Source organism: Acidovorax sp. 94 (genome assembly GCF_003634645.1).
Taxonomy (GTDB): domain Bacteria; phylum Pseudomonadota; class Gammaproteobacteria; order Burkholderiales; family Burkholderiaceae_C; genus Acidovorax; species Acidovorax facilis.
Genome location: NZ_RBJA01000001.1, coordinates 79,370 through 101,036 on the forward strand (window position 1 = coordinate 79,370; position 21,667 = coordinate 101,036).

The window sequence follows — 21,667 nt, forward strand, 5'->3', positions numbered from 1 at the left end:
GTCGATGGCTTTTTGATTGCTATCTTTTGGATAGCTTTTAGCGCTTGATGGTAAAGCGCTAGAAGCCGATTTGGCCTGGAATTTTTGCGCGACATCAGCCAGCGGCCAGACGGGGCTGGTGCTGCCCGGGCACTGGCAAGTGGGCGCGTGTGGGAGCGCTGGCTTCAGAGTCCGCCAGTCGGAACACCGCCACCGCCTGCACCAGCTGCTGCGCCTGCACCTTCAGGCTGTCGGCAGCTGCCGCGCTCTGTTCGACCAGCGCCGCGTTCTGCTGCGTGGCCTGGTCCATTTCGGTGATGGCGTCCCCCACCTGGGCCACGCCTGCACTTTGCTCGCTGCTGGCGGCGCTGATCTCGCCCACGATGTCCGTCACACGGCGGATGGCGCTGACCACCTCGCTCATCGTGGCGCCCGCCTTGTCTACCAGCGTGGTGCCCAGCTCTACGCGCTCCACGCTGGCGTGGATCAGGGTCTTGATCTCCTTGGCGGCGTCTGCGCTGCGCTGGGCCAGGTTGCGCACCTCGCTGGCAACCACCGCAAAGCCCCGGCCCTGCTCGCCCGCGCGGGCTGCTTCCACGGCGGCGTTCAGCGCGAGGATGTTGGTCTGGAAGGCGATGCCGTCGATCACGCTGATGATGTCGGCAATCTTCTTGCTGCTGTCGTTGATGCCCTTCATGGTCGTCACCACCTCGGCCACCACATCACCGCCCTGCACGGCCACGGTGCTGGCGCTCACGGCCAACTGGTTGGCGGTGCGCGCGTTTTCGGCATTGGCCTGCACGGTGGAGCTCAACTCCTCCATCGACGCCGAGGTTTCTTCCAGCGCGCTGGCCTGCTGCTCGGTGCGGGCGCTCAGGTCGTTGTTGCCCTGTGCGATTTCGGTACTGGCGGCGGCCACGCTGTCGGCGTTGTTGCGCACATTGCTCACCACGTGCGACAGGCTGATCTGCATGTCGTGCAGGGCATTCAGCAGCAGGGCGATTTCGTCCTTGCCCTGCACTTGCCGTGCCACGGTGAGGTCGCCGCTGGCCACGGCCTGCGACACGCGCACCGCGTTGTCCAGCGGGTTCACTACGGTGCGGCTGAAGGCAATGGCGCCCGCAATGCCCAGGGCGCACACCACCAGCATCACCACCAGGCTGATGGTGGTGGCGCGCTGCGCTGCTTTGGCGGCGCGCTCGGCCACTTCGCTGCTGGCCTTGGCGATCAGGCCACCGGCCTGGTCCAGCAGCTGCGAGGGCTCGCGGTCCATGCCCGCGACGGCCTTGTCGCCCGCCTGCGGGTCGTGGTCGGCGGCCTTGAAGGCCTCAAACCCCTTGCGGTAGGCCGCGCCCATGCGCTCGTGGGCCTGGGCAAATTGCTGCACGCGTTCACGGCCTTCGCCGGGGGGCAGGGCGACCACGAGCTTTTGCGCCTCGTCCTTGATGGCCTTTTCCTGCTTTTCAAACGCGGCCCAGTAGCGCGTGAGCTGGGCCGGGTCCTTGCCGCGCAACAGTACGTTCTTCCACTCCTGCACTTGCACCTTGAAGTTGTTGAGCATGTCCGCCGCCATGCGCTCGTGCTCAAAGCTCTGGGCCACGGTGGTCTGGTAGGTGTCGAGCGCCTGGTTCAGGCGGCTGATGCCAAACAGCGCCGCCGCAAACAGCAAAAGCAGCGACACGGTAAAGGCCAGGGGGAGCTTGAGGCTGAGCTTCATGGGGAACTCCTGTGGGGTCCACGATTCGCCGCTGGGGCGGGGCAAAGTGCATGCGGCCCAGCCGGACTTCCCCGTACGTTGCGGCGGTTGTCCCACTGCGCCTCTCGTCTCGGTCAACCGGCGCGTGCTGTGCGCCGCGCCGGAGAGATTCCCGCTGCCATTATGGAGAGATGTGTAAATTTTTGTACATGTCTTTTTTACCAAGGTGCGAACACATGTAGGCGCCGAGAGCACCAAGATTTGTTATCAAATTGATAGCTGTTAGCGCTTATTGGATAGGCGCTAGAGCCTGTTTTGGTTCAGATGGTGCAGACAAAAAAGCCTTGCCGGTCAGGGCAAGGCTGTTCAATGGCGGGTGCGTTGCGCAGCTCGGTGCCGCGTGGGGCTAGCTACAAAACCCCGCTGGCCCGCAGCGCCGCAATGCGCGCCGAGTCCAGCCCCATCTCCCGCAGCACTTCATCGGTGTGCTGGCCCAGTGCCGGTGGCGCGTTGCGCAGCACGGGTGGCGTAGCCGACAGGCGCAGCGGGCTGGCCACGCCGGTGATCTGCTGCACCTTGTCGGTGGCGGCCTCGCCGTCCTTCCAACGCGGCAGCGTCACGGCCAGGCCACGGGCCTGCACCTGCGCGTCGTCAAACGCCTGGGCGATGGTGTTGATGGGGCCGCAGGGCACGGCCTTGTCTTCCAGCAGTGTGATCCAGTCGGCCGTGGTGCGCGTACGCGTCACGGCCTCCATGGCGGGGATCAGGTCGGTGCGGTTTTGCACGCGCAGCGTGTTGGTGGCATAGCGCGGGTCGCTGGCCCACTGGGGCTGCTCGGCGGCGGCGCAAAAGCGCTGGAACTGGCCGTCGTTGCCAATGGCCAGCAGCATGTTACCGTCCTGCGTGGGGAAGTCCTGGTAGGGCGCGAGGCTGGGGTGGCTGTTGCCCATGCGGCCGGGCGCCTTGCCGGTGGCGAGGAAGCCCGAGGCCTGGTTGGCCAGCACGGCCATGCCCACGTCGAGCAGCGCCATGTCGATGTGCTGGCCCTGGCCCGAGCCATTGGTGGCGTTGTCGCGCACGTGCAGCGCGGCCAGGATGGCGTTGCTGGCATACAGGCCAGTGAACAGGTCAATGACGGCCACGCCCACGCGCATGGGGCCGCCGCCGGGTTGGTTGTCGGCCTGGCCGGTGATGCTCATCAGGCCCGTCATGGCCTGCACCATCAGGTCATAGCCCGCGCGCTCGGCATAAGGCCCGTCTTGTCCAAAGCCGGTGACCGAGCAGTAGATGAGGCGCGGGTTCAGCGCGCGCAGGCTCTCGTGGTCCAGGCCGTATTGCTTGAGGCCGCCGACCTTGAAGTTCTCCACCACGATGTCCGCCTCTTGCGCCATCTGCTTGATGAGCGCCTGGCCCTCGGGCGAGGCCATGTCGATGGTGACGGAGCGCTTGTTGCGGTTGCAGGCGGTGTAGTAGCTGGCCTGGTTGGTGTCATTGCCCTCGGCATCTTTCAAGAAGGGCGGGCCCCACTGGCGCGTGTCGTCGCCCACGCCGGGGCGCTCCACCTTGACCACATCCGCACCCAGGTCGGCCAGGATCTGCGTGCACCACGGGCCTGCGAGCACGCGGGAGAGATCGAGCACCTTGATGCCCGCGAGGGCGCCAGCGTTGGGGGAGGGTGTGGTCATGGGGGATCGGTTTACTATTAAATTGATAGCTGTTAGCGCTTATCTATAAAGCGCTAGAGGCCTAAAACACTTGAAATATGCGACGATGGGCCCTGGAAACTCCCTCTCCCCCTCGCGGGAGAGGGTGGGGGAGAGGGGGGCGATCAGGCACAACGTATGCGCCGCTGCCCCCTCTCCCCCGGCCCCTCTCCCGCGAGGGGAGAGGGGAGTTCTCACCGCCGCAGTGGGCGGCGATGAGAGCCGCAGGGGGGAGGGGCTTCCTGCCTCAGTTGGCAAACGCCGCAATGCCCGTCTGCGCCCGGCCCAGGATCAGCGCGTGCACGTCGTGCGTGCCTTCATAGGTGTTCACCACCTCCAGATTCACCAGATGGCGGGCCACGCCAAACTCGTCGCTGATGCCGTTGCCGCCCATCATGTCGCGTGCCAGGCGGGCAATATCGAGCGCCTTGCCGCAGCTGTTGCGTTTGATGATGGACGTGCCTTCGAGGCTGGCGGTGCCAGCGTCCTTCATGCGACCAAACTGCAGGCAGGCCTGCAGGCCGATGGCGATCTCGGTCTGCATGTCGGCCAGCTTCTTCTGGATGAGCTGGTTGGCGGCCAGGGGGCGGCCGAACTGCTTGCGGTCCAGCGTGTACTGGCGGGCGGTGTGCCAGCAGAACTCGGCCGCACCCAGGGCGCCCCAGGCGATGCCGTAGCGCGCGCTGTTCAGGCAGGTGAAGGGGCCCTTGAGGCCCTGCACTTCAGGGAAGGCGTTTTCTTCGGGCACGAACACGTCGTCCATCACGATCTCGCCGGTGATGGAGGCGCGCAGGCCCACCTTGCCGTGGATGGCGGGGGCTGTCAGGCCCTTCATGCCCTTTTCCAGCACAAAGCCGCGGATGGGGCCCACGGCGCCGCCTTCGGACACTTCCTTGGCCCAGACCACGAACACGTCGGCCACGGGGCTGTTGGTGATCCACATCTTGCTGCCCTTGAGCTTGTAGCCGCCATCGACCTTGTAGGCGCGCGTAGCCATGCTGCCGGGGTCGGAGCCGTGGTCGGGCTCGGTCAGGCCAAAGCAGCCGATCCACTCGCCGGTGGCGAGCTTGGGCAGATACTTCTGCTTCTGCGCTTCGGTGCCGAATTCATGAATGGGCACCATCACCAGCGACGACTGCACGCTGGCCATCGAGCGGTAGCCCGAATCCACACGCTCCACTTCGCGGGCGATCAGGCCATAGGCCACGTACGACAGGCCAGGGCCGCCGTACTGCTCGGGGATGGTGGGGCCCAGCAGGCCCACTTCGCCCATCTCGCGGAAGATGCTCACGTCCATCTTTTCGTGGCGGAAGGCGTCCAGCACGCGGGGCGCCAGCTTGTCCTGGCAGTAGGCAGCCGCCGCGTCGCGGATGGCGCGCTCGTCGTCGGTCAGTTGCTGGCTCAGGAGGAAAGGGTCATCCCATTGAAAAGCGGCGTGGGCCATGTGTGTCTCCGGTCGGAAAGAAGGTGAAAGAAACGGGTCTGAAGCGCATCGTAGGCCCTGGTGTTCCAGCCCGCAAGCGAGTTCTTTTCATCCAGATATGCGTTGTTGGAATGTATGGAATACTCGCGTCCATAGGTTGCAAGTGAGATAACCTCGTTAAAAGTTCCTCTTCATCATGCGTCGCAACATCCCATCGACCCAGGCCCTGGCCTGTTTTGAAGTCGCCGCCCGACACGAGAGCTACACCCGCGCCGCGCAGGAGCTGTCGCTCACCCAAAGCGCGGTGTCGCGCCAGATCCAGGCGCTGGAAGAATTTTTGGGCGTGGCGCTGTTTCGCCGCACGCGCCACGGCGTGGTGCTGACGCCTGCGGGCGCCCACTACGGCCGCCAGGTGGCGCGCTGGCTGCAGGGCCTGGAGCGCGATACGCTGGATGTGATGGCCCACCAGGGCGAGGGTGGCACTCTGTCGCTGGCCGCAGTGCCCACCTTTGCCACGCGCTGGCTCATCCCACGCCTGCCGCTGCTGGCGCAGGAGCATCCGGACATCGTGGTGCACATCGACACGCAAACGCGGCCTTTTCTGTTTGCCGACACCACCTTCGATGCCGCCTTGTATGCAGGCACACCCGAGCAGGTTGCCAACTGGCCCGGCGTGCAGGCCCTGCTGCTGATGCACGAAGACGTGGTGCCCGTGTGTTGCCCCCGCCTGCTCGAATCCGCCGCGCCCCGGGGCCGCGGCCGCGCCCACCAGCCGATCGCTGCCGAGGCGCTGGCCGAGCTGCCGCTGCTGCAGCAAAGCACACGCCCCTATGGCTGGCGCCAGTGGTTTGATGCGATGGGTGTGGATGCCCCGCATGCGCTGGATGGCCCGCGCTACGAGCTGTTCTCCATGCTGGCCGTGGCCGCCACGCATGGCATGGGCGTGGCGCTGATGCCGCCTTTGTTGATCGAGGCGGAACTGGCCAGCGGCGAGCTGGTGGTGGCCTGCAACCGACCGCTGCGTGGCGAGCGTGCCTACTACCTCATCAGCCCCGCGCAAGCCCAGCCGCCGGTGTTGGGGGCGTTTGCACGGTGGCTGCAGGGTATGGCAGCGGCGGCAGGCGGAGTGCCGCCGGTCGCCGGGGCAGACGGCAAGGGATGACGCGCTTGCATCCGCCCAGGGGCTGAACTAATCTGGTGGCGCTGGAGTCTGTCTGCACATACCGATCCGGGAGTGACCCCATGACCACCTACCATGCCCCGCATTTCGACCCCACCGTGGACGAGATCGAGACCCTCAAACAACTCGAAATGGGCCAAGTCATTACGTTGCCCCATGCGCTCAAGGACCACGTGTCTGGCCGCCTGCTCGAATGGGGCTTCATCACCAAAGGCTCCGGCGGCGAACTGGCCATTACGCCCAGCGGTCGGCAACTGATTCGCCGACAGGACAACTAGTGTGGTGTTGCACGCTATCCGGCACTTAAAACCGCGTCTTTTCGACCAGGGCTGCGCTGCAAATCCGCGCGATACCTACGGGTATCGCTGTGGTTTGCGCCTTGCCCTGGCCAAAAAATCCATCGGTTTTAAATGTGCCGTCAAGCATGCAACAACACACTAGCCCCAAGGCGCCGCAGAGCGCCCCCGATGGATAGGTCACCGCCGCCTGCTCCCCAGTGCCGGGGCTGTCGCCAATCCTCGCGCAGTTGGCGGGGTATTGCAGCCCGCAAATTTCGCCGTGCAGCATTGGCCCTATCCTGCCTCTTTCGCTTTCCTTTCTTCACGAGGAGCTTCTGTGCGCGCACCGTCCCTGATTCGCAAAGCACTGTGTGCTGCCACCCTGGCGGCATGTGGTCTGCTGTTGCAAGGCTGCAGCACTGTCAAGCTGGCCTACAACCAGGTGCCGCACCTGGCCTACTGGCAGCTGAACAGCTACCTCGGCCTGTCAGAAACCCAGACCGAGCGCGTGCGCGATGAACTGGGCGACCTGCACCAGTGGCACCGTGACACCATGCTGCCCCGGCATGCCGAGCTGCTGCAAAAGGTACAGCAACAACTGCCATCCGCCATATCGCCCGGCCAGGCCTGCCGCACCTACGACGCAGTGCGCACCCAGATCGACAAGGTCATCGCCCAGGCCGAACCCAAACTGGCCTGGCTGGCCGCCCAGCTCACCGACACCCAGATCCGCAACCTGCAAAAGAAGCAGGCCGACAGCAATGCTGAATGGAAGAAGGAGTGGATAGACATCACGCCCGACAAGCTGCGAGAGCAGCGCTTCAAGCAGATCTTGTCCCGCGCCGAAGGCTTCTACGGCGCCTTGGACGAACCGCAAAAATCCGCATTGCGCACCTTCATCGCCCAGTCGTCCTTTGACCCACAGCGCACCTATGCCGAACGCCTGCGCCGCCAGAAAGACCTGGTGCAGGTGCTGCAGAAAATCGCCGAAGACCGCACCAACACCGACCAGGCCCGGAGCCTGCTGCGCGGTTACCTCGCACGTTTTCAAACATCGCCCGACGCGGCCTACCAGCGTTATGCGCAGGCGCTGGTGGAAGAGGGTTGCGAAGGCTTCTCTAACGTGCACAACGCGATGACGGCTGCGCAGCGGTTGAAAGCAGTGCAGTCGGTAAAGGGGTATGAGCAGGACTTTCTGGTGCTGGCGGCGCAGTGAGCGTTGGAAGGTAGAAATACGAACAAGAGATGAACAAAAGGCCGCGTTGCCCCTGAAGCCGCTCAGGGCCGCCTGTGACGCCCGACCGTGTCCCGCGTGTGGCATCGAGGTCGCCCGCGCCAATTGCTGTCATGCTCAGCCCCCATTCCCTCAGGTACTTACTTGTATGCGTTTCAGCGGCTATTGCACTTTGGTCATCGCGATAACCGTGGCAGGTTTCGCTATCGCTCAGCCTGCGAATCCGGTGGAAAACCACACTTCGTGCACTGCAGAAAAGGCGGACGTCGAAAAACGCATGGAAGTCGCGCGATCCAAGGGTCAGATGCTGCTACGTAGGCAACTGGCGGACCAACTGGCGGCGCTGCAATCGAGCTGTCAGCCGTTCGCGGTTGATCAGGGCCACGCGGCGAATATTGAAAGGCTGGAGAAGGAAGTCCGAGCGCTCAGGGCAGAGCTTGAAGCTGCCGAAGAGCAATTGCGCAAGTTGAAAAGCGAAGCAAATCGCTAGACGGTGAATGGACTGCAGGAGCCGCGCCAGGGGACGCAGACTCGGCGTCACGCTGCGGGTTGAGAGATTTCCATGCCAGATGGCAGCCGTAAAAATGAACCCGGGGTGTGGGGCTGGTTGGATTCTGGTGCCGGTGGCTATCGGCCTCGCAGACCACCCCAAAGTAACGCGCTGAAAATGGCACTTTAGAAAATGGAAAGCCCCTGTGAATCAACCTGTTGCCCATGCCGAGCTGATCGCCACTTTCAAAAGGGCGCAGGCTGACGCCGCCCACAAGCAGGGACTCATCAAGGCTGTCGGCGCCAAGGGCCCAAAAGCCATTCAGGCGGCTGTTGATACGGCAGCCAAAGCAGCGAAGCGCAGGGATTCGTATGCGGAAAAGCTCGCTGCGCTGGGGGTGGTTCTCAAGGATTGAGCGGGGTACGGCGATGGCATCTGCCATGCCAAGGCGATCGGAATCGCCGAGGTACCGGCTGTGGGCACCGGGAACGTATCAATCTGCCCCCCTTTTTTGAAAATGTACCCCCAGATATGCCCCCACCCGTTGCGGATGGGATGGATAGGTCTCGGCGGGTATGGGCGGCTAAGGTGCGGATTTCAAAGGCGCAAGAAAAAAGTCCGCAAGAGCCTGCGCTCTTACGGACTTGTTCGTGGTGCCCGGGGCCGGAATCGAACCGGCACGCCTTGCGGCGGGGGATTTTGAGTCCCCTGCGTCTACCAATTTCACCACCCGGGCTGGAATTCGTGAAGCCCCAAATTATGGCACAGTAGGGCGCATGAAATATCCGACGATTGAAGATGCAGTGGGTAACACCCCTCTGGTCGCTTTGCAGCGCATTGAGGCCAAGGACAACGCGGCGCGCGGCAATGTGGTGCTGGGCAAGCTGGAGGGCAACAACCCGGCCGGGTCAGTCAAGGACAGGCCCGCGCTGTCGATGATCCGCCGGGCCGAGGAGCGTGGCGACATCCGCCCCGGCGACACGCTGATCGAGGCCACGTCGGGCAACACCGGCATTGCGCTGGCGATGGCGGCGGCCATCAAGGGTTACCGCATGGTGCTCGTGATGCCCGAAGACTTGTCCATCGAACGCGCACAGACCATGAAGGCCTTTGGTGCCGAACTTGTGCTCACGCCCAAGAGCGGCGGCATGGAGCACGCACGCGACCTGGCCGAGGCCATGCAAAAGCGCGGCGAGGGCAAGGTGCTCGACCAGTTCGGCAACCCCGACAACCCACGCATCCATTACGAAACCACCGGCCCCGAGATCTGGGAGCAGACGGGCGGGCGCATCACGCACTTTGTGAGCGCCATGGGGACCACGGGCACCATCACCGGCGTGTCGCGTTTCCTCAAGGAGAAGAACCCCGGCATCCAGATCATCGGCGCGCAGCCAGAGGAAGGCTCGCGCATCCCGGGCATCCGCAAGTGGCCGCAAGAGTACCTGCCCAAGATCTATGACCCGAGCACGGTGGACGAGCTGGTCTATGTGAACCAGGACAGCGCCGAAGACATGTGCCGCCGTCTCGCGCGCGAAGAGGGCATCTTTGCAGGCATCTCGGCCGCAGGCGCGTGCTGGGTGGCGCAGCAGATTGCGGCGCGCGACAGCAATGCCACCATCGTGTTCATCGTGTGCGACCGGGGCGACCGGTATCTGTCTACCGGTGTGTTTCCGGCGTGACAGGCGGCCGTCGGCTGCCGGGTTCGAAGGTTTTAATGAAATTGGCTGCTAGCGCTTGATGGATAAGCGCTAGCAGCTATAAAAATAATAGTATTACCATGCACTACGAAGTCCGCCACTGCACCCACTGCGGTACCGCGCTACAGCCCATCACCCTGGCCGAAGACGGAGGCGACAAGGAGCGGCTGCGCTGCCCCGCCTGCGGCTGGACCCACTGGAACAACCCCACGCCCGTGCTGGCAGCGATTGTCGAGATCGACGGCAAGGTGCTGCTGGCGCGCAACGCGGCCTGGCCGGGCAAGATGTTTGCGCTGATCACCGGCTTCATGGAGGCAGGCGAGTCGCCCCAGGAAGGCATTGCGCGCGAGGTGAAGGAGGAAACCAACCTCGACGTGCAGTCCACCACCCTGGTGGGCGCCTATGAGTTCCTGCGCATGAACCAGATCATCATTGCCTACCATGTGGTGGCCACGGGGCAGGTTCAGTTATCGCCCGAGCTGGTGGATTACCGGCTGTACGATCTGGCAGACCTCAAATGCTGGCCGGCGGGCACGGGCTACGCGCTGGCCGACTGGCTGCGCACCAAGGGGCACGAGCCGGTGTTTTTTACCGCTGAAGAAAATGCAGAACGGCGGCGCGGCCTGGATGAACAACCGCCGCAGCCGCCAAAGGATTGACGACCATGGACATTCACAAAGAAATCGACACCCGGGGCCTGAACTGCCCCTTGCCCATCCTCAAGGCCAAGAAGGCGCTGTCCGACATGGCCAGCGGCCAGTTGCTGAAGGTGGTGGCCACCGATGGCGGGTCGCTGCGGGATTTTCAGGCGTTTGCCAAGCAGACGGGCAACGAGCTGGTGGAGCAGCAGACGGTGGGCGAGGAATACATCCACATCCTGCGTCGTCGGTAGATTTAAGAAAAAATAGCTGCTAGCGCTCTATGGATAAACGCTGACAGCTATTAATTTGGAAGCGTTTGAGGCGCTTCCAGTGTGAGCCCGGACTGTGGCTTACAGCGCCAAGGTCTTCAGATATTCCCGGAACTGCGCGCCCACCTGCGGGTGTTGCAAAGCCAGCTCCACCGTCGCTTCCAGAAACCCTTCCTTGCTGCCGCAGTCGTAGCGCTTGCCTTCGTATTGAAAGGCGTACACGGCTTCGTGCTGCATCAGGCGGGCAATGCCGTCGGTGAGCTGGATCTCGCCGCCCACGCCGCGTGGCTGGTTGCGGATCTCGTCGAACACGCCGGGCGTGAGGATGTAGCGGCCGGCCACGCCCATGCGCGAGGGGGCTACGTCGGCCTTGGGCTTTTCGACGATGCGTTCAATGCGGATCAGCGGGCCGCCAGCGGGCTCGCCGGCCACGATGCCGTATTTGTGGACCTGGTCTTCCGGCACTTCCTGCACCGCGATGACCGAGCGGCCTTGCTGGCGGAAGGCGGTGGCCATCTGGGCCAGCACGGGCTGGCCGCCTGGGGGGCCCACCATCAGGTCGTCGGCCAGCAGCACGGCAAAGGGCTCCTTGCCCACCAGCGGCTCGGCGCACAGCACGGCGTGGCCCAGGCCCAGCGAGCGGGGCTGGCGCACGAATGCGCAGTCCATGTCGTCGGGCTGGATGGAACGCACCAGCGCCAGCAGTTCCTTCTTGCCGGCGGCTTCGAGTTCGGCCTCCAGCTCATACGCCGTGTCGAAATGGTCTTCGATGGCGCGCTTGCTGCGGCCGGTCACGAAGATCATGTGGCGGATGCCAGCGGCATAAGCTTCTTCCACCGCGTACTGAATCAGCGGCTTGTCAACCACGGGCAGCATTTCCTTCGGAGACGCCTTGGTGGCAGGCAGAAAACGGGTGCCCAGGCCAGCGACGGGAAATACGGCTTTGCGAACGGTGGTGGCAACAGTCATGAGACTCCTTGAGTGAAGACAGGGATTCGGGGTGTTGTGGTCGTCGTGGATATGCAAGTGTCAGGCCAGAGTCGCCCGGCCCTTCACTTTTGTTCTGTCAGCCCAGGCGGCCCAGCTGGTCGCGCAGGCGGGTCAGCGTGGCGCCGAAGTCAGCGATGCGCTTCTTTTCCTGGTCGATCACGGCCGGTGGGGCCTTGGCCACAAAGGCTTCGTTCGAGAGCTTGTTGTTGGCCTTGGCGACTTCGCCTTCGATGCGGGCGATTTCCTTGGACAAGCGGGCCTTCTCGGCGGCCACGTCAATCTCCATGTACAGCGCCAGCCGAGCTTCGCCCACCACGGCCACAGGCGCTGCCTGCGCGGCAGCGGCCCAGGCGGCCTCGTCGTCAAACACCTTGACCTCGCTGAGCTTGGCCAGGGCCTGCAGCACCGGGCCTACGCCGCGCATGAAGTCGGTGTCGCCCACGGTGTACAGCGGCAGGCGGGTGGACGGGGACACGTTCATTTCGCCACGCAATGCGCGGCAAGCGTCCACCAGGCCCTTCACGCGGCCCATGTGGGCTATTGAAGCATCGTCGATCTTGTCCAGTTGCGCCTGCGGGTAGCGGGCGATGCTGACCGATTCGCCGGGGATTCCGGCCACAGGCGCCACCACCTGCCACAGGGCTTCGGTGATGAACGGGATGATGGGGTGGGCCAGGCGCAGGATGGCTTCGAGCGTGCGGATCAGCGTGCGGCGCGTGGCGCGTTGCTGCGCTTCGGTACCGTTCTGGATCTGCACCTTGGCGATTTCCAGGTACCAGTCGCAGTACTCGTTCCAGACAAAGTCGTAGATCGTGTTGGCCACGTTGTCCAGGCGATATTCCTCAAAGCCCTTGGCGACTTCGGCCTCGGTCTTTTGCAGCAGCGAGGTGATCCAGCGGTCAGCCTGGCTGAACTGCATGTAGCCGTGGGCGCTGCCGCCGGGCTGGCACTCTTCCTTGGTGTGCTCCTTCAGGCCGCAGTCCTGGCCTTCGCAGTTCATCAGCACAAAGCGGCTGGCGTTCCAGAGCTTGTTGCAGAAGTTGCGGTAGCCCTCGCAGCGCTTGCTGTCAAAGTTGATGCTGCGGCCCAGTGATGCCAGCGCTGCAAAGGTGAAGCGCAGCGCATCGGCGCCATAGGCCGGAATGCCCTCGGGGAATTCCTTTTGCGTGTTCTTGCGAACCGTGGGCGCGGTCTCGGGCTTGCGCAGGCCGGTGGTGCGCTTGTCGAGCAGCGGCTCCAGGGCAATGCCGTCGATCAGGTCCACCGGGTCGAGCACGTTGCCTTCGGACTTGGACATCTTCTTGCCCTGCGCGTCGCGCACCAGGCCGTGGATGTACACGTGCTTGAACGGCACGCGGCCCGTGAAGTGCGTGGTCATCATGATCATCCGGGCGACCCAGAAAAAGATGATGTCGTAGCCCGTCACCAGCACGGTGCTGGGCAGGTACAGGTTGAAGTCGTCGGTTTCGGCGGTGCCTTGGTTCGGCCAGCCCATGGTGCTGAAGGGCACGAGCGCGGACGAGTACCAGGTGTCCAGCACGTCTTCATCGCGGCGCAGCGTCTTGCGGGGGGCTTTGGCCTGGGCCTCGGCTTCGGTGCGGGCCACGATCACATTGCCCTCTTCGTCGTACCAGGCCGGGATCTGGTGGCCCCACCACAGCTGGCGGCTGATGCACCAGTCCTGGATGTTGTTCATCCACTGGTTGTAGGTGTTCACCCAGTTCTCGGGCACAAAGGTCACCTCGCCGCTGGCCACGGCATCGATGGCCTTTTGCGCAATGCTCTTGCCGGTGGGGTCCTGGTCGCTGACCTTGCTCATGGCCACGAACCACTGGTCGGTCAGCATGGGCTCGATCACCTGTCCGGTGCGGGTGCAAATCGGCACCATGAGCTTGTGCTTCTTCACCTCGACCAGCGCGCCGATGGCTTCCAGGTCGGCCACCACGGCCTTGCGGGCCACGAAGCGGTCCATGCCCTGGTACTTGGCGGGCGCGTTCTCGTTGATGGTGGCCTGAAGGGTCAGCACCACGATCATCGGCAGCTTGTGGCGCTGGCCCACGGCGTAGTCGTTCTGGTCGTGCGCAGGCGTTACCTTCACCACGCCCGTGCCGAACTCCTTGTCCACGTACTCGTCGGCGATCACCGGGATCTGGCGGTCGCACAGCGGCAGGTTCACCATCTTGCCGATCAGGTGCGTGTAGCGTGAATCCTCGGGGTGCACCATCAGCGCCACGTCGCCCAGCATGGTCTCAGGCCGGGTGGTGGCCACCGTCAGGCTGCCCGATCCATCGGCCAGCGGGTAGGCGATGTGCCAGAGCGAGCCGTCTTTTTCTTCGCTCTCGACTTCCAGGTCGGACACGGCGGACTGCAGCTTGGGGTCCCAGTTCACCAGGCGCTTGCCACGGTAGATCAGGCCCTGCTCATACAGCTTCACGAAGGTGTCGGTCACCACGGCGCTCAGCTTGTCGTCCATGGTGAAGTATTCGCGGCTCCAGTCCACGCTGTCGCCCATGCGGCGCATCTGCGTGGTGATGGTGTTGCCGGACTTTTCCTTCCACTCCCACACCTTGCTCACAAAGTTCTTGCGCGCCTCGGGGGGGTGGGGCCCATGTCGTAGCGGCTGATGCCTTGCTCCTGCAGCTGGCGCTCCACGACGATCTGCGTGGCGATGCCCGCGTGGTCGGTGCCCGGTACCCAGACGGTGTTGAAGCCACGCATGCGGTGGTAGCGCGTGAGGCTGTCCATGATCGTCTGGTTGAACGCATGGCCCATGTGCAGCGTGCCCGTCACATTAGGCGGGGGCAGCTGGATGGAAAAGGCGGGCTCGCCCGCCTGGGGCTGGCCCGTGCCACGGTGGCCTGCGGTGCCATACCCGCGCTTTTCCCATTCGGGGCCCCAGTGGGCTTCCAGCGCGGCGGGTTCAAAGGACTTGGACAGGCTGTCGAGGCCGGGTTGTGCTTGGGGCGTGCTCATGGGGTTTGGCAGAAGGAAGAGGCAGGCACAGGGCGTGCCTCAACGGTCAAGAGGGTGGACCGGGCATTTTACGGGAGCGCCAGCCGGTCTTCCCCTGCGCTCGCATCCCACCGGCATTCCGTCTGTCGGGCATTTCTCGCCAATTGTTACCTTGTCGCTCGACCTGCCCGCCGTGGCGTCTTGATAATCCCGCCCGGTGGAGCGATAGGGCCCCTGGAGAGGGGGGGGCGGGCTCCACGCATTGCCCGGGTCAAAAACATACAACCAATCGTTCCCATCCATGCATCTTCCATCCGCACTCCGCGCGGGCCTTGCCAAGGTCTTTGTCTACGCGCTGCTGGCGCTTTTTCTCATCCCGGCGTTGACCTATGGGTTCACCGTCTACGCGCAGCGCGACCAGGACGCGAACTTTGTGGCCGGCATCAGCCAGCGCATCGACGCTGAAAAGGGCATGCCGCCCGCCGAAAAGCAGGCGCGCAAGGACTACTACCGCAGCAATCCGCCGTCCACCATTTGCAGCAGCACCGACCCCGACGCGCAGGACTACCGCGAAGCCCTGTGTGAGCGCTATTCCGACGTGTGGCAGTTCCACATGGCGCGAGCCGTGTCGTTCTGGACCCTGGTGGCCAGCGGCGTGCTGCTGGTGGCGGTGCTGGGCCTGGGCGCGCTGGCCTTTGCCGACCGCACGCTGCAGTACACCAGCTTTGTCGCGGGCTGGCGCCTGACCACCTGGGCCAGTGCCGCCGCGCTGGTGGTGCAGGGGGCGATGGCGGTGTGGCTGTCGTTCTGGGTCACGGCGTTCTTCTTTCACAAGTATTCGCCCAAGCTCATCATCGTCGTGGGGCTGGCCGTGGCGGTGGGTGTGTTTGTGGCGGTGGCTGGCATCTTCAAGCGCGTGCAGTCTGACAACCATGCCGTGGGCGAGCTGGTGTCCGAAGACGATGCGCCCCTGCTGTGGAAGCGCATCCGCCACATGGCCCAGCGCCTGAAGACCGAGCCTCCGAAGAACATCGTGGCGGGCATCGATGCCAACTTTTTCGTGACCGAGGCACCGCTCACGGTGGGCAACCACACGCTCACGGGCCGCACGCTGTTTGTCAGCCTGCCGCTGCTGCGCATCCTCGACCAGGCCGAGGCCGACGCCGTGTTCGGCCACGAGCTGGCCCACCTGCGCGGCGGCGACACCCAGAGCAGCGCCCGGCTGGGCCCGAAGCTGGTGCAGTTTGACCACTACCGCCACGCGATCCGCAGCGGGGGGCTCTCGGCCGTGGTGTCGCCAGTGCTGGACCTGTACCGCACCATCTTCGAAATTGCCCTGGCGCGCGACAGCCGCGAGCGCGAGTTCAAGGCCGACCGCATCGCTGCCAAGCTCATCTCGCCAGCGGCCATTGCGCAGTCGCTGGTCAAGATCGCGGCCTACGCGCAATACCGTTTCAAGATCGAGGACGAGCTGTTTGGCCGCAATGAGCGGCACGACACCACCACGCTGGGCATCGCCCGCTTTGTGGCCCAGGGGCTGGCGCCCTATGCGGCGTCCAGCGATTTTGTGGATGCGATGAAGACGGCCAATGTGCCGCACCCCTTTGACTCGCACCCCGCCATGCCCGAGCGCCTGCGCAACGTGGGCATGGCGCTGAAAGAGCAGGACTACGGTGCCATCGCCGTGCGCGCGCCCGCTGCCACCTGGGTGCAAGAGATATTGACGGCGGACGCGATCGAGCAGCGCCTGTGGAGTGACTACGAACAGCAGTTTGCGCAAGACCATGAGCGCAGCCTGGCCTACCGCTACGAGCCCGCCACCGACGAAGAGCGCGCGCTGGTGCTGCGCTACTTTCCGCCCGTGGTGTTTGCGCTCAAGGGGGAGAACACGGTGGAGGTCAGCATCGACGGCATCCGCACCTCGGCCGACCAGACCACGGTGTTCTGGGACGCCATCAAGGCGCTGGAATTCAAGGAAAGCAGCTTCGGCAATGCACTGGTCGTGACGCACCCCGAAAAGAACGCCCTGGGCCTGGGCGCCAAGACCAGCAAGATCAAGCTGTCCGGCCTCACCAAGGAAAAGGACCAGTTCAACGCCGTGGTGGGGGCCTACTGGCAGCGCCACCAGATCATGCGGGCGCAGCAGCAACAGCCTCAGGAAGGCTGATTGCGACCGGCGGAGTGGTTGGTGGAGTTTTGCTACTAAATAAATAGCTGTTAGCGCTTGTTGGTAAAGCGCTGGAGGCTATTTTTACCTGTATTTTTATCGCTGACGCCACGTTGCACGTTGGGTGTGCAACGTGGCGGCGCCAAAGGCTTGTCAGCCTTTGACGAACTCTGGCCGGTCGTTCTGCTGCGGCTTGAGCGGTTCCACAGCCTTGCCTTCAGCGCGCTCCTTGCGCCACTGCTCCTTGCGCGCCGTCCATTCGGCCAGGCGGGCGTGGGCCACGGTGCTGTCCTTGGCCATCTGTTCCTCGTCGGCCAGTTGGGCCGACAGCTCCAGACGGATACCGTTCGGGTCAAAGAAATAGATGCTGTGAAAGATGTGGTGGTCCGTTACGCCCAGCACCTCGATGCCGTGGGCTTCCAGGCGCTTCTTGGTGTTCTCCAGCTCCTGCACCGTGTCCACGCGAAAGGCGATGTGGTTGACCCACAGCGGCGTGTTGGGTGAGGGCTCTGCCTTCACGTCGTCGCCCAGGTCGAAGAAGGCGATGAAAGAACCGTCCTTGAGGCGAAAGAAGAAGTGCGTGTAGGGGCAGTATTCGCCCGTGCTCGGCACGTAGTCGCTCTGGATGATGTGGTACAGCGGCAGGCCCAGGATGTCCTCATAGAACTGGCGCGTTTCCTCGGCGTCACGCGCCTTGTAGGCGTAGTGGTGCAGTTGCTGGATGGGCGCGGGCGGGGGCAGGGTGGCCAGATCAGGTTTCAGGATGGCGTTCATGCAGAGTCTCCTCAAATCGGTTTTGCGATTCTACTATCCGTAATTGATTTACGTTAAGTTAATTTTTTGAGGGCCGGGATTGAGGTACATTCCGCAGTCGTCCTTCTTTGCCCCTGAGGTATTCGTCCGATGCGCCTGTAAGCCCTTCAAGCCTTTCCTTCCTGCTTGCCCATTGCCGGGCCAGGCGGTTGTATGTCTTGTCTGGAGTGCTTTTGCATGGCGACACCTTCAATGCCGGGCGATTCCGCCCATCGCAGCCGCAGCGCTGCCGCAGCCTCGACGGCTGCCTTCCCTCCTCGGCCCTCTATTGCCGCCCCCCGCAGTGCGGCTTCGTCTGCGGGTCCCGTTGTCCTTCAGTTCCACGACGTCACATTCAGCTTGCCTGATGGGCAGGCACTGTGGGCACGCCCGCTGAATGTGGCCCTGGGCCAAGGCGTGACCGGCTTGGTGGGCGCCAACGGCGTTGGCAAAAGCGTTTTCTTGCAGCTTGCGCAGCGCACGCTCCAGCCTGCAAGCGGTGTGGTGGCGGGCAGCCCTTCCATGCACGCGGTGGCGCAGGAGGTCGGCGCAGCCCCTTCAGCCACCGTCGCCGATATTGCGGGCTTGGGCCCGGTTCTGGGTGCACTCGACCGACTGGAAGCGGGCCGGGGCACGCCTGACGATCTGCTTTTGGCCGACGGGCGGTGGGACCTGCCCTCGCAATGGCAGCAGGCGCTGCACGCGCTGGGGTTGGGCCACCTGCCGCCGGGACACGCGGCGCAGCACCTTAGCGGTGGCGAGCGCATGCGCGTGGCACTGGCGGGGGCATTCCTGTCGGGCGCCGAACTGCTGGTGCTGGATGAGCCCACCAACCACCTGGACCGCCCGGGTCGGCGCTGGTTGATGGAGTCGCTGGCGCAGTGGCGCGGTGGCGTGCTGGTGGCCAGCCACGACCGCGAATTGCTGGGCATGGCGAACAACATGGTTGCGTTGTCTGCAGCGGGGCTGCAGCGCTACGGCGGAAACTGGTCCGTGTACGAGGAACAGCGCCAGGCCGAGGCTGCTGCTGCCCAGGCCGCGCTGGACCACGCGCGCACCGAGCGCGAGCGGGGCATGCGGGCGCTGCAGCGCGAGCACGATGCCCAGCAGAGCTGCGCCGCGCGGGGGCGCGAGGCCGGCCGCACTGCCAACCAGGCATCCGTCCTGCTGGACCGCAAGAAGAACAACGCCCAGGCCCACGCGGGTCGCGAGCACGAGCGGCAGCAGCAGGAGCGCCTGCGGCTGAACGATGCGGTGCGCGAGGCCGCTCAGCGTGTTCCTGCAGGGGGCGCTACGGCGCTGGTGCTGCCCCAAAGCGCCGTGCCTGCGGGCAAGCAGGTGCTGGCGTTCGAACAGGTCCATGTGCCGCATGCGCCGCCCGGCTTTCCTCCGCTCCATGGAGTCTGGAACGGGCCCATCCGCATCGCCATCACTGGGCCCAACGGCTGCGGCAAAAGCAGCCTGCTGCGCACCATTGCCAACCCTGCGTTGGCCACTGCGGGGCGGGTGTTGCGGGGTGTGCGGGCCGCCTGGCTGGACCAGCACAACGCCGACCTGCTTCCACCCCAGCACGGTGTGTTGGCGCGCCTGCAGGCGCTCGGTACGCCCCTGCCCGAAGCGGCGCTGCGCACGCACCTGGCCCAGATGGGCTTGGGCGCGGACAAAGTGCAGCGGCCTGCGGGCGTGCTCAGCGGTGGAGAGCGCATCAAGGCCGCCCTGGCCTGCGCCCTGTGGTCGGGCGAGCCCGCGCAAATGCTGCTGCTCGATGAGCCCACCAACCATCTCGATGTGGATGCCATCGAAGCGCTGCAGTCCGCCTTGCAAGCCTTCACGGGCGCGCTGGCCGTGGTGTCGCACGACGTCACCTTCCTGCGTGCGCTCGGGCCTGATGTGGTGTGGGCCTGGCAGCCCCAAGGCTGGAACCTGGATGCCACGCTGGACGCTGCCTGACACGCCCGGCGAAGTGCGCGTGCATGAAAAAGCCACCCGCTGCGTGAACGCAGGGGTGGCCCGTGGGTTTGGCGCGCAGCAGCCGCCCTTCCGGGGCGAGCAGCCCGCGTGCCTGCCGATGGTGGATTACTGCTTCACAGCTTCAATCTGCACCACCAGGCGCACGTTCTTGGGGAAGCCCCATTCCACGCCGTAGTTCATGCCCCACTGGGTGCGGTCGATGGTGGTTTCAAAGTCGCCACCGCACACTTCGCGCTTGAGCATGGGGCTGTCGTAGCAGTTGAACTGCGTGGCCTTGAGGGTGACGGGCGCGGTCTTGCCCAGCAGCGTGAGCTGGCCGGTCACTTCGCTGACCTTGTCGCCGGTGAAGCTGAACTTGTCGGACACGAACTTGATCGTGGGGTGCTTGGCGGCGTCAAACAGGTCGGCGCTTTGCAGGTGCTTGTCAAAGGGAGGCGTGCCGGTATTCACCGAGGTGGTGTCGATGGTGATGTCCACTTTGCCGGTCTTGGCGGCGCGGTCAAATTCCACAGTGCCTTGCTTCTTGTCGAAGCGGCCACGGTTGGTGGTGGCGCCAAAGTGGCTGATCTCGAACGTCACGAAGGTGTGCGTGGGGTCGATGGCGTAGTTGGCGGCCTGGGCAGCGCCAGCGGTCATTGCGGTGGCAGCGGCCACGGCGAGCAGGGAGAAGAGGGACTTGCGCATGAAAAAGACTCCTTGAAAAGAGGAACTACGAAACGAACCAGGGGAAAAACGGAGGATGAAAGAGGCGGAGCTGGAGCCAGAAGCTGGTCAAAGCTTGCCGACGCCAGTCAGTGCGAGCTTGAACTTCACGGTGACGTCGTCGGCCACCATCGAGGTGTCGGCCCACTCGTTTTCGCCGATCTTGAAAGCCAGCCGCTTGATCGGCAGCGTGCCGGTGGCCGTGGTGGTGGGGCCGCTTTGCGTGAGCGCCACGGGCACCACCACGTTCTGCGCGGTGCCCTTGATGGTGAGCTTGCCCGCCACCTCAAACTTGCCGCCGCCCAGCGCCTTGATGGCCGTGGATTCGAACTGCGCCTGCGGGAACTTGGGCACGTTGAACCAGGTGGGCTTGGGCAGCTCGGCATCGGTTTCGCGCGAGCCCAGCGTGGCGCTGCCGGTGTCTACGGTGAAGGCGATCTTGCTCGTGGCCAGCTTGGCGGGGTCAAACGCCACCTGGGCGCTGAACTTCTTGAAATGGCCATCCAGCGGCACGCCCATCTGGCGCGCGGTGAACTGCACCTCGCTCTGGGCGGGGACCAGTTGCTGCTGGGCCAGTGCGGCCTGCGCGCTCAAGGCTACGGCGGCCACCAGGAGGGTGCGAGACAGTTGGGAAGACAGGTTCATGCAAAAAACTCCGTTCAAAAGACAGAAAGTGAAAGCCAGATCCATGATCTGGAGGGCGGTGCGTTGCCCCGCCATGCACGCGACTCAGGGGTGTTTCATCTGCCCGGCAGCATGCGGGCGATGAGCCCATCGCGGTCCACGATCTGGTGCTTGAGCGCGCCTGCGATGTGCAGCAGCACCAGGCCCGCCATCGCAAAGGCGGTGTATTGGTGCCAGGGTTTGATCGCCTCGGCCAGCTCCTTGCTCACGGGCACGAAGTCGGGCAACTGCCACAAGCCCAGAAACACGATGGGAAAGCCTGCTGCCGAGCTGTAGGCCCAGCCAATCAACGGCACGGCGAAAAACAGCGTGTACAGCAGCCCGTGCGTGGCGTGGTGCGCCAGCTTTTGCCAGCCCGGCATGGCGTTTTCGATGGCTGGCGGCAGCTCGGGAGGGCGGTGCGTGGCGCGCCACAGCAGGCGCAGCACCGAGAGCACGAGGATGGTGACCCCCGCCCACTTGTGCCAGTTGTAGAGCTTGAGCCGCTGCGGCGAGAACGGCAGCCCGGTCATGTAAATGCCCACGCCAAACAAGCCAATCAGTGCCAGGCCCAGCACCCAGTGCAAAAGCATGGCGGTGCGCGTATAGCGGCGAGGCGGTGCGTCGGCAGCGGTGCGGGTGGCGGTGGCTGAAGCAGTCATGAAGAGAGGAAACGTGGGGCTGTTAGACGGAGCGCCGGGCGGGGTCGCCAGCCCGTTCGGGGCTGACATGCGTCAAGCGATGGGGCAGTGTAGGAAGCCGTTGCCGCATTCGGCTTCAGGCAGATTGATGCTTCAATTCAAAAAAAATGAATTGATAAGGCCTGAGCGCTCAAAGTTC

19 protein-coding genes, 1 tRNA gene and 1 pseudogene are annotated in these 21,667 nt (G+C 64.3%); 10 read left to right on the forward strand and 11 right to left on the reverse strand.

Features of this window, described 5'->3' with window-relative positions; all coding sequences use genetic code 11:
- Positions 1 to 94: 94 nt before the first annotated feature.
- The 3 genes from C8C94_RS00370 to C8C94_RS00380 all read right to left on the reverse strand — a co-directional run bounded on the left by C8C94_RS00370 (position 95) and on the right by C8C94_RS00380 (position 4,822).
- The gene (locus C8C94_RS00370; protein ID WP_121419298.1) at positions 95 to 1,696 is read right to left on the reverse strand and encodes a methyl-accepting chemotaxis protein; all 1,602 of its coding nucleotides are present in this window, start codon (positions 1,694 to 1,696) and stop codon (positions 95 to 97) included.
- A gap of 389 nt (positions 1,697 to 2,085) precedes the next feature.
- Entirely contained in the window at positions 2,086 to 3,360 is a 1,275-nt protein-coding gene (locus C8C94_RS00375) for a CaiB/BaiF CoA-transferase family protein (RefSeq protein WP_121419299.1), read from the reverse strand.
- A gap of 265 nt (positions 3,361 to 3,625) precedes the next feature.
- A complete protein-coding gene (locus C8C94_RS00380) occupies positions 3,626 to 4,822 on the reverse strand; it encodes an acyl-CoA dehydrogenase (protein WP_121419300.1) in 1,197 nt (398 codons plus the stop codon).
- Between the two features lie 175 nt (positions 4,823 to 4,997).
- Between C8C94_RS00380 and C8C94_RS00385 the strand changes: the two genes are divergently transcribed.
- Both C8C94_RS00385 and C8C94_RS00390 read left to right on the forward strand, forming a co-directional pair.
- Positions 4,998 to 5,963, forward strand: coding sequence for a LysR family transcriptional regulator (locus C8C94_RS00385; protein ID WP_121419301.1), 966 nt, complete (start codon positions 4,998 to 5,000; stop codon positions 5,961 to 5,963).
- A gap of 80 nt (positions 5,964 to 6,043) precedes the next feature.
- Positions 6,044 to 6,259 (forward strand): hypothetical protein, encoded by a 216-nt coding sequence (locus C8C94_RS00390; RefSeq protein WP_055401611.1) that lies wholly within the window; start codon positions 6,044 to 6,046, stop codon positions 6,257 to 6,259.
- 25 nt (positions 6,260 to 6,284) lie between these two features.
- On the opposite strand, the gene C8C94_RS25375 is transcribed toward C8C94_RS00390, so the two are convergent.
- Complete coding sequence (locus C8C94_RS25375) at positions 6,285 to 6,548, reverse strand: hypothetical protein (RefSeq protein WP_147433210.1); 264 nt, start codon at positions 6,546 to 6,548, stop codon at positions 6,285 to 6,287.
- 48 nt (positions 6,549 to 6,596) lie between these two features.
- Between C8C94_RS25375 and C8C94_RS00395 the strand changes: the two genes are divergently transcribed.
- The 3 genes from C8C94_RS00395 (at position 6,597) to C8C94_RS00405 (ending at position 8,398) form a co-directional block, all read left to right on the forward strand.
- The gene (locus C8C94_RS00395) at positions 6,597 to 7,475 is read left to right on the forward strand and encodes a DUF6279 family lipoprotein (protein WP_121419302.1); all 879 of its coding nucleotides are present in this window, start codon (positions 6,597 to 6,599) and stop codon (positions 7,473 to 7,475) included.
- Positions 7,476 to 7,641: 166 nt separating this feature from the next.
- The gene (locus C8C94_RS00400) at positions 7,642 to 7,983 is read left to right on the forward strand and encodes a DUF1090 family protein (protein ID WP_121419303.1); all 342 of its coding nucleotides are present in this window, start codon (positions 7,642 to 7,644) and stop codon (positions 7,981 to 7,983) included.
- Positions 7,984 to 8,188: 205 nt separating this feature from the next.
- On the forward strand, positions 8,189 to 8,398 hold the full coding sequence (locus tag C8C94_RS00405; RefSeq protein ID WP_010459877.1) for a hypothetical protein: 210 nt from the start codon (positions 8,189 to 8,191) through the stop codon (positions 8,396 to 8,398).
- A gap of 236 nt (positions 8,399 to 8,634) precedes the next feature.
- Here the strand turns inward: C8C94_RS00405 and C8C94_RS00410 are convergent.
- Positions 8,635 to 8,719: transfer RNA gene (locus C8C94_RS00410), tRNA-Leu, on the reverse strand.
- 40 nt (positions 8,720 to 8,759) lie between these two features.
- Between C8C94_RS00410 and cysM the strand changes: the two genes are divergently transcribed.
- From cysM to C8C94_RS00425, 3 genes are all read left to right on the forward strand, one after another.
- Complete coding sequence (gene cysM, locus C8C94_RS00415; RefSeq protein ID WP_121419304.1) at positions 8,760 to 9,662, forward strand: cysteine synthase CysM; 903 nt, start codon at positions 8,760 to 8,762, stop codon at positions 9,660 to 9,662.
- Positions 9,663 to 9,760: 98 nt separating this feature from the next.
- The gene (locus C8C94_RS00420; RefSeq protein WP_055401638.1) at positions 9,761 to 10,339 is read left to right on the forward strand and encodes an NUDIX domain-containing protein; all 579 of its coding nucleotides are present in this window, start codon (positions 9,761 to 9,763) and stop codon (positions 10,337 to 10,339) included.
- Between the two features lie 5 nt (positions 10,340 to 10,344).
- Positions 10,345 to 10,572 (forward strand): sulfurtransferase TusA family protein, encoded by a 228-nt coding sequence (locus C8C94_RS00425; protein WP_010459874.1) that lies wholly within the window; start codon positions 10,345 to 10,347, stop codon positions 10,570 to 10,572.
- A gap of 99 nt (positions 10,573 to 10,671) precedes the next feature.
- Here the strand turns inward: C8C94_RS00425 and galU are convergent, their stop codons facing one another.
- Together galU and C8C94_RS00435 are read right to left on the reverse strand one after the other, a co-directional pair.
- Positions 10,672 to 11,559 (reverse strand): UTP--glucose-1-phosphate uridylyltransferase GalU, encoded by an 888-nt coding sequence (gene galU / locus C8C94_RS00430; protein ID WP_055401640.1) that lies wholly within the window; start codon positions 11,557 to 11,559, stop codon positions 10,672 to 10,674.
- Positions 11,560 to 11,656: 97 nt separating this feature from the next.
- Positions 11,657 to 14,553: pseudogene (locus C8C94_RS00435) on the reverse strand (valine--tRNA ligase).
- A gap of 280 nt (positions 14,554 to 14,833) precedes the next feature.
- Between C8C94_RS00435 and C8C94_RS00440 the strand changes: the two are divergent.
- Entirely contained in the window at positions 14,834 to 16,699 is a 1,866-nt protein-coding gene (locus C8C94_RS00440) for a M48 family metallopeptidase (protein ID WP_121419305.1), read from the forward strand.
- Between the two features lie 153 nt (positions 16,700 to 16,852).
- On the opposite strand, the gene C8C94_RS00445 is transcribed toward C8C94_RS00440, so the two are convergent.
- Complete coding sequence (locus C8C94_RS00445) at positions 16,853 to 17,473, reverse strand: VOC family protein (RefSeq protein ID WP_121419306.1); 621 nt, start codon at positions 17,471 to 17,473, stop codon at positions 16,853 to 16,855.
- A 216-nt stretch (positions 17,474 to 17,689) separates the two neighbouring features.
- On the opposite strand from C8C94_RS00445, the gene C8C94_RS00450 reads away from it, so the two are divergent.
- The gene (locus tag C8C94_RS00450; RefSeq protein ID WP_233573349.1) at positions 17,690 to 19,441 is read left to right on the forward strand and encodes an ABC-F family ATP-binding cassette domain-containing protein; all 1,752 of its coding nucleotides are present in this window, start codon (positions 17,690 to 17,692) and stop codon (positions 19,439 to 19,441) included.
- Between the two features lie 126 nt (positions 19,442 to 19,567).
- Here the strand turns inward: C8C94_RS00450 and C8C94_RS00455 are convergent, their stop codons facing one another.
- The 3 genes from C8C94_RS00455 to C8C94_RS00465 all read right to left on the reverse strand — a co-directional run bounded on the left by C8C94_RS00455 (position 19,568) and on the right by C8C94_RS00465 (position 21,489).
- Positions 19,568 to 20,146, reverse strand: a complete 579-nt coding sequence (locus tag C8C94_RS00455) for a YceI family protein (RefSeq protein WP_121419308.1) — start codon at positions 20,144 to 20,146, stop codon at positions 19,568 to 19,570.
- 87 nt (positions 20,147 to 20,233) lie between these two features.
- A complete protein-coding gene (locus tag C8C94_RS00460) occupies positions 20,234 to 20,809 on the reverse strand; it encodes a YceI family protein (protein WP_121419309.1) in 576 nt (191 codons plus the stop codon).
- A 95-nt stretch (positions 20,810 to 20,904) separates the two neighbouring features.
- Positions 20,905 to 21,489: a cytochrome b gene (locus C8C94_RS00465; RefSeq protein ID WP_121419310.1), complete on the reverse strand. Its 585-nt coding sequence runs from the start codon at positions 21,487 to 21,489 to the stop codon at positions 20,905 to 20,907.
- Between the last annotated feature and the right edge of the window lie 178 nt (positions 21,490 to 21,667).

Bases quoted from the DNA above. Each gene is read 5' to 3' on its own strand.
- C8C94_RS00370 (WP_121419298.1), bottom strand. From the start codon at position 1,696: ATGAAGCTCAGCCTCAAGCTCCCCCTGGCCTTTACCGTGTCGCTGCTT.
- C8C94_RS00375 (WP_121419299.1), bottom strand. From the start codon at position 3,360: ATGACCACACCCTCCCCCAACGCTGGCGCCCTCGCGGGCATCAAGGTG.
- C8C94_RS00380 (WP_121419300.1), bottom strand. From the start codon at position 4,822: ATGGCCCACGCCGCTTTTCAATGGGATGACCCTTTCCTCCTGAGCCAG.
- C8C94_RS00385 (WP_121419301.1), top strand. From the start codon at position 4,998: ATGCGTCGCAACATCCCATCGACCCAGGCCCTGGCCTGTTTTGAAGTC.
- C8C94_RS00390 (WP_055401611.1), top strand. From the start codon at position 6,044: ATGACCACCTACCATGCCCCGCATTTCGACCCCACCGTGGACGAGATC.
- C8C94_RS25375 (WP_147433210.1), bottom strand. From the start codon at position 6,548: ATGCTGCACGGCGAAATTTGCGGGCTGCAATACCCCGCCAACTGCGCG.
- C8C94_RS00400 (WP_121419303.1), top strand. From the start codon at position 7,642: ATGCGTTTCAGCGGCTATTGCACTTTGGTCATCGCGATAACCGTGGCA.
- cysM (WP_121419304.1), top strand. From the start codon at position 8,760: ATGAAATATCCGACGATTGAAGATGCAGTGGGTAACACCCCTCTGGTC.
- C8C94_RS00420 (WP_055401638.1), top strand. From the start codon at position 9,761: ATGCACTACGAAGTCCGCCACTGCACCCACTGCGGTACCGCGCTACAG.
- C8C94_RS00425 (WP_010459874.1), top strand. From the start codon at position 10,345: ATGGACATTCACAAAGAAATCGACACCCGGGGCCTGAACTGCCCCTTG.
- galU (WP_055401640.1), bottom strand. From the start codon at position 11,559: ATGACTGTTGCCACCACCGTTCGCAAAGCCGTATTTCCCGTCGCTGGC.
- C8C94_RS00440 (WP_121419305.1), top strand. From the start codon at position 14,834: ATGCATCTTCCATCCGCACTCCGCGCGGGCCTTGCCAAGGTCTTTGTC.
- C8C94_RS00445 (WP_121419306.1), bottom strand. From the start codon at position 17,473: ATGAACGCCATCCTGAAACCTGATCTGGCCACCCTGCCCCCGCCCGCG.
- C8C94_RS00450 (WP_233573349.1), top strand. From the start codon at position 17,690: ATGGCGACACCTTCAATGCCGGGCGATTCCGCCCATCGCAGCCGCAGC.
- C8C94_RS00455 (WP_121419308.1), bottom strand. From the start codon at position 20,146: ATGCGCAAGTCCCTCTTCTCCCTGCTCGCCGTGGCCGCTGCCACCGCA.
- C8C94_RS00460 (WP_121419309.1), bottom strand. From the start codon at position 20,809: ATGAACCTGTCTTCCCAACTGTCTCGCACCCTCCTGGTGGCCGCCGTA.
- C8C94_RS00465 (WP_121419310.1), bottom strand. From the start codon at position 21,489: ATGACTGCTTCAGCCACCGCCACCCGCACCGCTGCCGACGCACCGCCT.